The 12203-nt window shown below is 72.4% G+C and carries 12 protein-coding genes; all 12 read right to left on the bottom strand.

Going from position 1 to position 12203, the window contains the following annotated elements:
- Window positions 1-20: 20 nt before the first annotated feature.
- The 12 genes from serS to PV343_RS05295 all read right to left on the bottom strand — a co-directional run bounded on the left by serS (window position 21) and on the right by PV343_RS05295 (window position 12184).
- Window positions 21-1298 carry a serine--tRNA ligase gene (gene serS, locus PV343_RS05350; protein WP_319145596.1) on the bottom strand — a complete coding sequence of 426 codons (1278 nt, stop codon included), beginning with the start codon at window positions 1296-1298 and terminating at the stop codon, window positions 21-23.
- The gene (locus tag PV343_RS05345; protein WP_319145595.1) at window positions 1291-2775 is read right to left on the bottom strand and encodes an APC family permease; all 1485 of its coding nucleotides are present in this window, start codon (window positions 2773-2775) and stop codon (window positions 1291-1293) included. The genes serS and PV343_RS05345 overlap by 8 nt, the downstream gene beginning before the upstream one ends.
- Window positions 2776-2882: 107 nt before the next feature.
- The gene (locus PV343_RS05340; RefSeq protein ID WP_319145594.1) at window positions 2883-4103 is read right to left on the bottom strand and encodes a beta-ketoacyl-[acyl-carrier-protein] synthase family protein; all 1221 of its coding nucleotides are present in this window, start codon (window positions 4101-4103) and stop codon (window positions 2883-2885) included.
- The gene (locus PV343_RS05335; RefSeq protein WP_020942802.1) at window positions 4103-4333 is read right to left on the bottom strand and encodes a phosphopantetheine-binding protein; all 231 of its coding nucleotides are present in this window, start codon (window positions 4331-4333) and stop codon (window positions 4103-4105) included. Before PV343_RS05335 ends, PV343_RS05340 begins: the two co-directional genes overlap by 1 nt.
- Before the next feature lie 67 nt (window positions 4334-4400).
- Window positions 4401-5408, bottom strand: a complete 1008-nt coding sequence (locus PV343_RS05330; RefSeq protein WP_020942803.1) for a beta-ketoacyl-ACP synthase III — start codon at window positions 5406-5408, stop codon at window positions 4401-4403.
- The gene (locus PV343_RS05325; RefSeq protein WP_319145592.1) at window positions 5405-6385 is read right to left on the bottom strand and encodes a VlmB-like protein; all 981 of its coding nucleotides are present in this window, start codon (window positions 6383-6385) and stop codon (window positions 5405-5407) included. The genes PV343_RS05330 and PV343_RS05325 overlap by 4 nt, the downstream gene beginning before the upstream one ends.
- Window positions 6382-6927, bottom strand: coding sequence for a flavin reductase family protein (locus PV343_RS05320; RefSeq protein ID WP_319145591.1), 546 nt, complete (start codon window positions 6925-6927; stop codon window positions 6382-6384). The genes PV343_RS05325 and PV343_RS05320 overlap by 4 nt, the downstream gene beginning before the upstream one ends.
- Entirely contained in the window at window positions 6924-7457 is a 534-nt protein-coding gene (locus PV343_RS05315; protein ID WP_319145590.1) for a hypothetical protein, read from the bottom strand. Before PV343_RS05315 ends, PV343_RS05320 begins: the two co-directional genes overlap by 4 nt.
- 20 nt (window positions 7458-7477) lie before the next feature.
- Window positions 7478-7960 carry a type II toxin-antitoxin system RatA family toxin gene (locus tag PV343_RS05310; protein ID WP_020942807.1) on the bottom strand — a complete coding sequence of 161 codons (483 nt, stop codon included), beginning with the start codon at window positions 7958-7960 and terminating at the stop codon, window positions 7478-7480.
- Between the two features lie 2 nt (window positions 7961-7962).
- The gene (locus PV343_RS05305; RefSeq protein WP_319145589.1) at window positions 7963-9261 is read right to left on the bottom strand and encodes an aspartate aminotransferase family protein; all 1299 of its coding nucleotides are present in this window, start codon (window positions 9259-9261) and stop codon (window positions 7963-7965) included.
- A gap of 116 nt (window positions 9262-9377) precedes the next feature.
- Window positions 9378-10520 carry an acyl-CoA dehydrogenase family protein gene (locus tag PV343_RS05300; RefSeq protein WP_319145588.1) on the bottom strand — a complete coding sequence of 381 codons (1143 nt, stop codon included), beginning with the start codon at window positions 10518-10520 and terminating at the stop codon, window positions 9378-9380.
- Between the two features lie 32 nt (window positions 10521-10552).
- A complete protein-coding gene (locus PV343_RS05295; protein ID WP_043476557.1) occupies window positions 10553-12184 on the bottom strand; it encodes an aldehyde dehydrogenase family protein in 1632 nt (543 codons plus the stop codon).
- Between the last annotated feature and the right edge of the window lie 19 nt (window positions 12185-12203).

Below are 12203 nucleotides of genomic sequence, written 5' to 3'. Positions count from 1 at the left end.
CGTCCCGGTCCCGGCCCCGGCTACTCGGTCCCACCGCCCGGCAGGATCCGCCGGAACCCGGTGTACGGCACCAGGGCGTCCGGCAGCACCACGGACCCGTCGTCCCGCACCCCCTGCTCCAGCAGCGCGGCCACCGTGCGGCCGATCGGCAGGGCCGAGCCGTTGAGCGTGGCCGCCGGCGTCTTGCGGCCGTCGGCCCGCTTGACCCGGATGTCGGCACGGCGGGCCTGGAAGGACCCGCAGTCGGACACCGAGGAGATCTCCCGGTAGGCGCCGCCGCCGGGCAGCCACACCTCGATGTCGTACGTCATCCGCGCCGAGAAGCCCATGTCGCCCGCGGGCAGCAGCACCGTGCGGAAGGACAGTTCGAGCCGGCGCAGGCACTCCTCGGCGTGCGCGACCATCAGCGCCAGCTGCTCCTGCGCCACCTCCGGCGCGCAGATCCGCACCAGCTCCACCTTCTCGAACTGGTGCAGCCGCAGCACGCCCCGGGTGTCCCGGCCGTACGCCCCCGCCTCCGCGCGGAAGCAGGGCGTACGGGCGGTGAACGCGTACGGCAGCTTCCGCGCGTCCAGGAGCTGCCCGGCCACCAGGTTGGTCAGCGGCACCTCGGCGGTCGGGATCAGGAACAGCTCCCGGTCGCCGACCTGGGTGCGGAACAGGTCCTCCTCGAACTTGGGCAGCTGCCCGGTCCCCGTCATCGTGTCGCGGCCCACCAGGAACGGCACCGACTGCTCGGTGTAGCCGTGCTCGCGGGTGTGCAGGTCGAGGAAGAAGTCGCCGAGGGCCCGCTCCAGCCGGGCCCCGGCCCCGTGCGACACGCTGAACCGGGCGCCGGACAGTTTGGCCGCCGCGGGGGAGTCGAGGATGCCGAGCGCCTCCCCGATCTCCGCGTGGTGACGGGCGCCGTCCGCCGCGCGCGGGGCGGGTCCGCCGCGCCTGACCTCCACCGCCTCCTTCTCCGAGTCGCCGTCCGGCACGGCGTCCAGCGGCAGGTTGGGGATGCCCAGCAGCAGCTCGGTCAGCGCGCCGGCCGCCGTGCGGGCGGCGCCCTCCGCCTGCTGCACCTCGGCGCGCAGCGCCCGGGCCGCCTCCTTCTCCGCCTCGGTCGGCGGCCCCGAGCGGCGGGCCTTGGCGGTGCGGTTCAGTTCGGTGCGCAGCCGGGTCACCTCGGCCTGCGAGGCCGAGCGGTCCCGCAGCGCGCCGCTCACGGCGTCCAGGTCGAGGTCGTAGCGGCGGCGGGCCAGGCGGCGGACCGCCTCGGGACCGGCCTCGATCAGCTCGTTCGGGTCATGCATGGCGGTCTCCTGACAGAGCGGGGGCGGCCGGGCCGGGGTCCGGCGCCGCGGGCGTGGTGTGCCGGGTGCCGAGCAGGGCGTAGCGGGCCGGCCGGGCGGCGCGCAGCCGGGCGGCGTACAGCAGGCCGCCCGCCGCGACCAGCGGCAGCAGCCAGGGCAGGGCGGCGATGACCTCGGACGGGGAGCCGGTCAGCATGTCGAAGTTGCCGACCACCAGCCACACCGAGGCGGCCAGGCCCAGGAAGCCCAGCAGCGGGGCGACGACCTCCCGCCACCAGTGGCCGCCGCCCTCGCGCCGCCGCAGCCGCAGCCCGAGCACCGACAGCGCGGCCAGCGCCTGGAGGGCGACGATGCCCAGGGTGCCCAGGCCCAGCATGCTGGTGGTCAGGTCGGCGTACGGGTCGAGACCGGCCACCGCGAAACCGCCCACGACCACCGCGGTCAGGGCGCTCTGCGCGAGGCTCGCCCGGTGCGGGGAGCGGTGCCTGGGGTGTTCGGCGGCCAGGCCGCCCGGCAGCAGGCCGTCCTCGGCGAGGACCTGGGCGTACCGGTTGGCCGCGCTGTGCAGGGCCAGCGTCGCCGCGAACAGGCTGGTGCAGAGGAGGATCTGCAGCCCGGTGCTGCCCGCCTTGCCCAGGAAGTCGTCGCCGAGGACGAAGAACAGGTCGCCCATCTGCTTGCCCGCGACCTCGCGCACCCGGTCGCTGCCGACCGCGCCGACCGCCAGCCAGCTCGTCAGGGCGTAGAAGCCGGCGATCAGGGTGACGGCCGCGTAGGTGGCGCGGGGCACGCTGCGCCGCGGGTCTTTGGCCTCCTTGCCGTACAGGGCGGCCGACTCGAAGCCGATGAAGGAGACGAAGGCGAACATCAGCGAGACGCCGGCCCCGTGCCCGGCCGCGGTGTGCGGGGAGAAGGACGTGGCGGGCAAGGCGTGCAGGCCGTGCCGGGCGAGGATCGCCACGTCCAGGGCGGCCAGGACGCCGATCTCGCCGAGCATCAGCAGGGCCAGCACCCGGGCGCTGAGCGCGATCTCCCGGTAGCCGAGCACGGCGGTCAGCAGCAGGCCGACGGCCGCGCACCACTCCCAGGACACCGTCAGGCCGTGCGCGGCCAGCACCAGGTGGGTGAAGTAGCCGAGCGCGCCCGCCAGGCCGATGGTCGCGCAGTTGTAGGAGAGCAGCGCGACGTAGCCGGCGGCCACCGCGGGCGGCCGGCCGAGGCCGTCGGCGACGGAGGCGTAGAACCCGCCGGAACCCCCGGTGCGGCGGGCGCTGACCGCGTAGCCGACCGAGAAGCACAGCAGGGTGACGCCGGCGAACAGGAAGGCCGCGGGGACGCCGGCGCCGTCGCCGAAGGCGAAGGCGAGGGGGACGGTGCCGACCATGGCGGAGAGCGGGGCCGCGGCCGCGACGATCAGGAACAGGATGTGCCCGGTACCGAGCCGTCCGGACTGAGGTGGGGGACCACTGGTGGACATGGGGAACTCCAGAGCGAGCAGGGCGGACAGGGGGAGCGGGACGGAGAACAGCCGCCCGCGGAGGTTCCTCAGCGGACGGCTGTCGAGGCGCCCCGCAGGGGCGCGGACTAGGCGGGCGCGATCGCGAGCGACGTGTTCTGCCCACCGAAACCCAGCGAGTTGCTCAGGGCCAGGTCGATCGGCATGTCGGTGGCGGTCTGGGCCAGCTTGACCTCGATCCGGGGATCGGGCATGACCAGGTTGGCGGTGGGCGGGATCAGTTCGTGCTCCACGCTGAGCACGGCGAACGCGGCCTCGACCGCGCCGGCGGCGCCCAGCAGATGACCGGTGACTCCCTTCGTGGAGGTGACCAGCGGGTCCCCGCGCAGGGTCCGCTGGATCATGCGGCCCTCCGACAGGTCGTTCAACGGGGTCGACGTCCCATGGGCGTTGACGTGCTGCACGTCGTCCGGATCGGCTCCCGCGTCGGCGAGGGCCGCCCGTACGGCGGCTTCGATGCCGGTACCGTCCGGGTGCGGCGACGTCATGTGGTGCGCGTCGGCGGTCGCCCCGTACCCGATGATCCGGCCGTGGACGTGCGCGCCCCGGGCGCGGGCGTCCGCGACGCGTTCCATCACGAGGATTCCGGCGCCCTCCCCGGCGACGAATCCGTCCCGGTCCACGTCGAACGGACGGGAGGCCGAGGCCGGGTCGTCGTGCCGTTTGGACAGGGCGCCCATCTGCGCGAACCCGGCCATCACCAGCGGAGTGATCATGGCCTCGCTGCCGCCCGCCAGGACGATGTCGCAACGACCGAGCACGAGCAGGTCACGGGCCGTGCCGATGGCGGTCGCGCCCGAGGCGCAGGCGGTGGCCACCACCAGGTTGGGCCCGGTCGCCCCGAACTCGATGGCCGTCTGACCGGCCAGCATGTTCGGCAGCTGCATGGGCAGCAGCAGCGGCGACACCCGGTCGGCGCCCTGCTCGCGCAGCACATGGTGCTGTTCCTCGACCGTGCCCGGCCCGCCGTCGGCGCAGCCCAGCACCACGCCCACCCGCGCGCCGTCCCAGGTCTGCGGGTCCAGGCCCGCGTCGGCCACCGCCTCGTGCGCGGCGACCAGCGCGAACTGGACGAACCGGTCCAGGCGGTGCGCGCGTCGCGCGCTCAGCAGACTCTCGGGGTCGAAGCCGGGCACCCGGCAGGAGATCTGTACAGGGTTGTCCGCCAGTACCGGATCCAGGGCGGCGGCCGGCCTGCCGTCGCAGACCGCCGCCCAGCTCGGCCCGACCCCGATACCGCCCGGGGTGACCAGGCCGAGCCCGGTGACGGCGATGTCCATCCCGGCCATCAGACCTTCGCGCTCCGCTCCTCCATCAGCCGGACCATGTCGCCCACGGTCTCGGCCTCCAGGAGATCGTCGTCGCTGATGTCGAGGTCCAGTTCGGACTTCAGCAGCAGCGACAGTTCCACCACGGCCAGCGAGTCGAGCTCGATGTCCTCCCTGGTGGCCTCCGGAGTGATGGACTCGGGCGACACCTTGAGCTTGTTGGACAGGATTTCCTTGAGCTGCTCCAGCATGTCGGTTCCTTTCGAGGGTGTACGCGCCGCGCGCACCGCTGAATCGATATGAGTGACTGACGGTCGGTCAGGTTGTCTGCAGCTCCGGCCAGACGACGGTCGTGGCGCCCCAGGACAGGCCGCCGCCGAACGCGGTCAGCAGCACCCGGTGGCCCGCCGCGAGCCGGCCCTCGGCGGTGGCCTCGGCGAGCAGCAGCGGGATCGAGGCGGCGCCGGTGTTGCCGACCCGCGCGATGTTGCTCAACTGCCGCTCGGCGGGGATGCCGAGCCGGTCCGAGACGGCCTCCAGAATCCGGGCGTTGGCCTGGTGGGCGACGAACCGGTCGACGTCGTCGAGACGCCATCCGGCCCGCTCGGCGGCCTCGGTGGACGCGGCGGTCATGCGCTCCACCGCGTGCCGGTAGGTGTCCCGGCCGAGCATCCGGAAGTAGTGGTCCTCCGGGTCGACCGGGCGGTCGCTCGACCGCTGCCGGGAGCCGCCGGCCGGCACCTCGATCAGGTGGCTCAGCTCGCCGTCGCTGCCGAGCACCAGCGGGCCGATCGCCCCGGGCTCATCGGCGTCGCCGGCCCGCAGCACCACCGCGCCCGCGCCGTCCGCGAAGATCACCGCGGTGGTGCGGTCCGCGGGGTTGATGATCGTGGTGAAGGCGTCCGCGGCGATCAGCAGCACCCGGTCGGTGATGCCGGCCGCGATGAGCCCCGCGGCCGACGCCAGGCCGTAGGGGAACCCGGAGCAGACGGCCGCCACGTCGAAGGCGGGCACCTGCCCGAGCCCCAGCCGCGCGGCCACCTGCGGCGCGGTCGCCGGGCAGGGCTGGTCGGGGGTGGTGGTGGCCAGCACCACCGCCCCGACCCGCTCGTCGCCCGCCGACTTCAGCGCCCTCAGGCCGGCCTCCACCGCGAGGTCGCCGGTGGAGGTGCCCGGGGTGATGAAGTTGCGCTCGGCGATCCCGGTGCGCGACCTGATCCAGGCGTCGGAGGTGTCGAGCCGTTCGGCCAGGTCGTCGTTGGTCACCACGTTGGGCGGGACGTACGACCCGATGCCGGTGACGACCGCGGCCCGGCCGGTGCTCATGCGCCGGCCTCCGAGGAGAGCACCTCGACCGGCAGGCCCATGTACTCCATGCGGACCTCGGCCATCTCGTCGGTCCACCGCTCGGCCATGTCGTAGCGCTGCTCGGGGGTGGTGTCCAGGAGCCGCACGCCCGGCCAGACCTCGTAGTCGCCGATCTTGTCGGCGTGCTCGGCCATGCCCTGCTGGAACAGCTCCTCGCGGTGGATGACGAACTCCCGGTCCGGGATCTCGTCCCACAGCTTCACGCCCGAGCGCAGGATCTCCAGCAGCCGCGGCGTGTACTCGGGGTGCCGGGCCACGTGGTCGCGCAGGATGGTGCTGGCCACGGTGAGGTGGCGGATCTCGTCGATCGCGGTGCCCCGCGAGATCTCGCCGGTCGCCGGGGACAGCGGGGTCCACTTGCGTTCGCTCAGCTCGGCCGCCGGGGCGAGCACGCCCTCGATGATGATGGCGAACACGGCGACCCCGCCGGGGAAGTCGGCCCGGTCGCGGACGATGTCGAGGGTGAAGTCCACCACCGGGTCCAGGACCCGCTTGCGGTAGTCCCGCGCCATGTCCTCGATGTCCCTGAGCAGGGTGCTCGCCGGGATGCCCAGCTCCACCAGGTGCTGGCGGAACACCCGGGCGTGCCGGGCCTCGTCGATGAGCTGGGTGGCGTAGAACTCCATCTCGGGGATGCCGGGCGCGATCGACACGTAGTGGCCGAGCAGCCGGGTGGCCAGCTCCTCCGCCAGCGCCCGGAAGCCGAACTCCAGCACCAGCGCCTCGCGCAGCGGGCCGGGCGCCTTCAGGAAGCCGGGCGTGACCGCGTTCTCGTGGTGGCCGGTGACCCCGCGGTCGCGCAGCGTGCCCTGGGCCACCGAGGTGATCCAGTACGCGAGGTCGCACTCCTCGGGGCCGAGGGTGAGTTCCTTGGCGCCGTCCAGCAGACCGGGCGCCTTGTCCCAGTCCGCCTCCGGAGCTACGGGTGCGGTCATGATGCGGCGGCCTCCTTAGCCGGACGCAGGGAGCCGGCGTACAGCCCGCCGGCGTAACTGAACAGGGGGAGCCCGTCGTCCGCGGTGGCCCGCACCACGTGCCCGAGCAGCAGTTCGCTGTCCCCGGCCGCGTGCGCGGAGTGGAACCGGCAGACGTAGTGGGCGAGCGCGCCCGCGATCAGCGGGGCGTGCGCGTACCGGTCCGCCGTCCAGGCCAGGCCCGCGAAGGCCTCGTCGCCGTCCGGCCGGCCGCTGTCGGCGAACCGCCGGGCCACGTCGGCCTGGTCGCCGCCGAGCACGTTGATCGCGAACCGGCCCTCGGCGGCGGCCAGCCGGGCGAAGGACGACCCCGCCCGCAGGACGACCCCGACCAGCAGGGGCGAGCGCGAGACCAGGGTCACCGTGCTCGCGGTGGTGCCGTGCGTCCGGTCCTCGGGGCCGGTGGTGAGCACCGACACCGGCGACGCCAGGTGGTACAGCGCCCGGCGGCGTTCGGCCGGGTCCTGCCGGACCGGACGGCGTACGTCCGTGGCGGTGGTCATCGCACGGCCTCCTTCTCCCGTACGACCGTCCGCGCCGGGACGTGCCCGACCGGCACCGGGTCCATCGCGTGGCCCACCGGCTTGGGGTGGGGCAGACCCAGGTCGTCCAGCAGCCGCAGGTAGCCCTCCTGGCGCACCGGCTCGAAGGGCAGTGCGAAGGACTTCATGAAGTTGCCGAACAGGCCGCGGTCGCCGAACAGGTGGAACGGCAGCACCAGCAGCGCCCACTCCGGCTTGACCAGCCAGCACCACAGCGCGGCCACCGCGCCTTGCGTGATGAGGCTGTGCATGACGTTGTACAGGACGTAGTACGCCTTGTGGATCGGCCGGCCGCCGCTCTTCTTGAACGCGATGGCACCGGGGATGTAGCCGATCAGGTCGATGTAGAGGAACAGTCCGAGCGCCGGCAGCCAGCGGATGTCGCCGAAGTGGTAGACGATCATGCCGGTGGTGACGGCGAGGCCCACCAGGTACTCGGCGCGGTGCAGCGAGTACGTGCGGGGTGTCTCGAAGGGGTTCGCCTGGTCCATGGTCAGCTCCTCGGCGATCCCTAGGCGCCGACGGCGGCGGGCTCGGTGAGTTCGATCCCGCCCTGGATGCGCACGGCCGGGTACAGGCCGGTCAGCGCCCAGGCGACCGTCTCCTTGATGACCCGCTCGGCGATCGGGTCGAGGATCCCCTCCAGGCTCGGGATCCCGAAGTCGAAGTCGGCGTCGAAGCGGACGGCGACGTCCTGTCCGGACTGCCGGAAGGTCCAGGTCCCGGTGAAGGAGTCGAAGTCGCCGTCGGACTGCTCGAAGCGGATCTCCCCGCTCTCCGGCAGCACGGTGTCGTCCTCGGTCCAGCGCAGCAGGCCGCTGCGGAAGTGCAGCTCCCAGCTGGAGGAGGGGTTCGGGTCGGGGTAGGAGGAGTGCACGGTGGTCGCGTTGACGTGGGGTGCGAGGTCTGGGTACCTCTCCCAGCGCCGTACGGCGTGCAGGACCGTTTCAGCCTGCTCCGCGGGTATCAGGGCATCGAGTTCGACGTGCCGCACGATCAGTTACCGCCTTCCGGCATCTTGGCCGCGCCCTTGATGAGGTCGCGAGTGGCCAGGTCGAAGGAGTTGACGAGGAAGTCCACGTCGGTGTCGTCCAGCACGGCGGGCGGCGTGAACCGCACCACCGAGCTGCCGTTCATGGAGTGGTTGGCGACCACGCCGTGGTTGAACAGTTCGATCAGCAGCTCGCCGGCGAGGCCCGCCTCGACCAGCTCCACGCCGATGAGCAGCCCCTGGCCGCGCACGTCCACCACCAGCTCGGGGATGTTGCGGTGGGCGACCTCCGCGATCCGCGGCAGCAGCCGGGCGCCGAGGTCCATGGCCCGGGTCACCAGGCGCTCCTCCTTGACGGCCCGGATCGCGCCCTGCACCGCCGCCATCAGCACCGGCTGACCGGAGAAGGTGGCGGTGTGGACGTAGGGGTCCTTGTCGAAGGGGCGGAACGCCTTGCGGGTGGCGACGGCCGCCGACACCGGCATGACACCGCCGCCGAGCGCCTTGCCGGTGAGCAGGACGTCCGGGACGACGCCCTCGACGTCGGCGCCCCACCACTCGCCGAGCCGTCCGAAGCCGGACTGCACCTCGTCGAGGATCAGGAAGCCCTCGTACTCGCGGACCAGCTCCTCGACCCGCTTGAGGTAGCCGCGGGGCGGGATGATCACGCCGCCCTCGCCCTGGACCGGCTCCAGGATCACGCACAGCTCGCCCGGGTGGGCGCGCAGTTCGGCCTCCAGGGCGTCGGCGTCACCGAACGGCAGGTGCTGGAAGTCGGGGATGAGCGGGCGGAACGGCGCCTGGTAGACGTCCTTCGCGGTCGCCGACAGCGCGCCCAGGGTCTTGCCGTGGTAACCGCCCCGCATCGAGACGGTCCGCTTGAAGCCGCCCGCGCGGGCCAGCTTCAGACCGGTCTCCACCGCCTCGGCGCCGGACAACGCGAAGTGCACACGGTCCAGGCCGGCCGGCAGCACGGACACCAGCGCCTCGGCGGCGCGCGCCACCGTCGGCTCCAGCAGGATGCGGGTCGCGGTGGGGTGGGTGCGCAGCTGGCGCTCCACCTCCTCCATCACGATCGGGTGGCGGGCACCCATGATGAAGACGCCGTAGCCGCCCGCGTTCAGGAAGCGCTCACCGTCGCTGGTGGTGAGCCAGGCGCCCTCGGACGCCACCTCCATGTGGCTGCCGAACAGCTCGGCGAGCGTGGCCCGGCCCTTGCTCAGGTGGGCCCGGTACAGGTTGAGGATCTCCGCCTCGTCGACGACGGCGGTCGCCGGCGCCGGCGAATCCTGAATGACGGTCACGTGTCGCTCACTCCAAAGGTTCGGGTGGGGGGAAGCGCCCCGGAGGGGGGCGCGGGGAACCGCGCGATCAACCAGAACGGACCCGCAGTCGCCCACTCAGCTCTGCTTGCCGAGCTCTAAGCCAGGACCAGTGGCCCCCCGCCGAAGTAGGCGAGCAACGGCTCCGAGGCGGCGATACGGGACGGCGGGTGGAAGGCCAGGGCACGCGTCGCGGCAGCGACCTGCGCACTGGCCGGGTTGTTGATGAACTCCAGCCCGCCCAGCAGCTCCAGCGCCCGTCCGACGATGTCCGGCAGCGCGTTCTGCACCGCGTACCGGGCGACCAGCACCCGGGCCACCGACTCCTCGTCGCCGGGCTCGGCACCGGTGCCGCGGGCCACGCCCTCCAGCAGGGCGAGCGCGGCCTCCATGTCGACGGCGAGCGCGGCCCGCTCCTCGACACTGCCGCGCTTGCGCTCCACCACCTGCTCCACGAGAGCGGCGGCGCTGCCCGCGTAGCCGGCCGAGATCAGCATCTCGAACCAGACGAACCCGGCCGACTGGAGGTCGTCGAGGCGCGTCGGGTCGTCGGCACCGGCCCGGACGACCATGTCGGCGGGGACGAACACGTCCTCCAGGCGCACCTCTTCGCTCTCGGCGCCGGCCAGCAGGTCGTTGCCCCAGAAGTCGTGCACCGACATGCCCGGCGCGTCGGCGGGCACCAGCGCGAGCGCCAGCTCGGGCTCGCCGCCCTCCTCGCCGTGGATGGCGATCGACGCCGTCAGCAGGCTCATGGAACGGGACAGGCTGCAGGGCTTCTTCGAACCGGACAGCAGGAACCCGCCCTCGACCGGACGCGCGGTCACGGCCGGCTTCAGGATGTTCTGCGCGGTCCGGCCCTCGGCCCAGCCGGAGGCCATCACCTGCTGCTCCGGCACGATCCGGTGCAGCAGCTCGGTCTGCGCGCCGGTGAGCCGGCCCGACTTGACCGCCAGCGAGTACAGCATGGCGGCGGTGAAGTGGTGCATGGACACGGCCGCGACCAGCGACGGCGACACGGCACCCAGGGCCAGCTGGACCCGCAGCGCCTCGAGGGGGGCGGCGCCGTGGCCGCCGTAGGCCTCGGGTATGAGCAGACCGACCCCGCCGTGGATGCGGAACAGGTCGATCACCGGGCTGCCGGGCCGCTCCCGCTCGGTGTAGGGGATCTGCTCCAGCTCCTTGAGCAGTCCGGGGTGGAACCGCTCGCAGACGGTCCGGGCAGCATCGAGGGAACGCACGGGAAACCTCCGGGAGACTTCGGGACGGGCGGTCAGGCGCCGAAGACCGCGTCGTACGGGCTCACGTCGCGGGCGATGCTGACTCCCTGGACGTGGGAGGTCTTGAGCATCGGGTAGTTGGCCTCGCCGAACGCGCCGCCGGTGCGGCCGGTGCCGCCGTGGCTCGGCAGGTACGGCAGGAAGCCGATGTGGGAGTCGTTGACCTTCAGCAGGCCGCCGTTGACGACCCGGCGCACGAACGTCTCGATGACGTGGTCCGAGCGCGACCACAGCGAGTTGCGCAGCCCGTAGTCGTTGCTGTTGACGAACTGGAGGAACGCCTCCAGGAGCGCGTCGTCGTTGTCGCGGTCGGGGACCACGATCGGGATCAGCGGGAAGAAGGTCTCCTCCCGGACCACGTCGTAGGTCCGCGCCCGGTCCAGGCCGTCCACCCGCACCACCGTCGGCTGCAGGAAGACACCGGTCTCGGACACCGTGCCGTCGACCTCGGTGCGGTTGCCGCCGGTGACCAGCTCGGCGCCGTTGTCCAGCGCCTGGCGCAGCAGCCGGAAGAACCGCTCGCTGCGCCTGACCGGCGACAGCAGCACGTCCTCCTCCTCGGGCAGGCCCGGCCTGATGCCCTTGACCTGCTCCTTCACCTCGGCGATCAGCGCCTCGGCGACCTCCGGGTGCACCAGCACGTAGTTGGGCACCATGCAGATCTGCCCCGAGCCGTAGAACGACTCCGTGATGGCCTCGGCCGCCCACTTCACGTCGGCGTCCTTCCAGACCACGATGCCGTCGTTGCCGGCGAGTTCGAGGATCGGCTTCTTGCCGTGCGCCACGCACTGCTGCTCGAAGCGCAGGCCCTCCTGGCTGCCGCCGATGTAGAAGATGTCGTTGATCAGCGGGTCCGCGATCCAGCGGTCCATGGTCTGCTTCGGGTTGGAGCACACCGCGTTGAGCACGCCGGCCGGCGCGTCGATCTCCTCCAGCAGCGGGGCGACGATGTCGCGCAGCAGCCACATGGTGGACAGCGCGATGCTGCGGGGCGCCCGCACGACGACGGCGTTGCCGGCCATCAGCGCCAGCACGCACAGGGCGGCGCTCGGCAGCGGGGCGTTCTGCGGCGGGTTGAAGGCGACCACACCGTCCGGCTGGCGGTGCAGGATCAGCTTGCGGCCGTTGTACTCCTTCTCGACCCGCATCTGCTTCATGTACCAGCGCAGGGAGCCCGGGGCGTAGATCTGCAGCAGGCAGCTCAGCTCCCAGCGGGCCAGCTTCACGGGGTGGGACTCGGCGACCAGCATGCGCAGGAACTCGTCCTGGTGCTTGATCAGTTCCTCGCGGAACCGGGTGCCCAGCCGCATCCGCCGCTCCAGCGGCACGGCGCGCCAGTCGGGGGCGGCCGCGGCGGCCGCCTGGGTGGCCAGGTCGATGGCGGAGTCGTCGGCGATCGCGCACCGCCCGACGACGTAGGGGTGCTGGGCCGCCTCGGACTCGGGGTCCTGTTCGAGGGTGCGCTTCAGGCTGACGCTCGTGAAAACGTCTTCCAGCAGGGAACGTCCGCTGACGGTGTAGACCCACCCGTCTCCGGCGACGTCCTTGCCCGCGATGTAGAGGTCGTAACTCTTCAATCCGGAAGGTGCCTCAGCACTCTCCTCCTGCGCGGCTTCGCGAAGCATCTTCAGCCTTTCGGATATG

The sequence above is a fragment of the Streptomyces sp. WI03-4A genome, assembly GCF_033792105.1.
Taxonomy (GTDB): Bacteria; Actinomycetota; Actinomycetes; order Streptomycetales; family Streptomycetaceae; genus Streptomyces; species Streptomyces collinus_A.
This window is presented reverse-complemented; position numbering and strand designations above follow the sequence as displayed.

Bases quoted from the DNA above. Each gene is read 5' to 3' on its own strand.
- PV343_RS05315 (WP_319145590.1), bottom strand. From the start codon at position 7,457: ATGGACCAGGCGAACCCCTTCGAGACACCCCGCACGTACTCGCTGCAC.
- PV343_RS05330 (WP_020942803.1), bottom strand. From the start codon at position 5,408: ATGAGCACCGGCCGGGCCGCGGTCGTCACCGGCATCGGGTCGTACGTC.
- PV343_RS05295 (WP_043476557.1), bottom strand. From the start codon at position 12,184: ATGCTTCGCGAAGCCGCGCAGGAGGAGAGTGCTGAGGCACCTTCCGGA.
- PV343_RS05335 (WP_020942802.1), bottom strand. From the start codon at position 4,333: ATGCTGGAGCAGCTCAAGGAAATCCTGTCCAACAAGCTCAAGGTGTCG.
- serS (WP_319145596.1), bottom strand. From the start codon at position 1,298: ATGCATGACCCGAACGAGCTGATCGAGGCCGGTCCCGAGGCGGTCCGC.
- PV343_RS05345 (WP_319145595.1), bottom strand. From the start codon at position 2,775: ATGTCCACCAGTGGTCCCCCACCTCAGTCCGGACGGCTCGGTACCGGG.
- PV343_RS05325 (WP_319145592.1), bottom strand. From the start codon at position 6,385: ATGACCGCACCCGTAGCTCCGGAGGCGGACTGGGACAAGGCGCCCGGT.
- PV343_RS05320 (WP_319145591.1), bottom strand. From the start codon at position 6,927: ATGACCACCGCCACGGACGTACGCCGTCCGGTCCGGCAGGACCCGGCC.
- PV343_RS05340 (WP_319145594.1), bottom strand. From the start codon at position 4,103: ATGGCCGGGATGGACATCGCCGTCACCGGGCTCGGCCTGGTCACCCCG.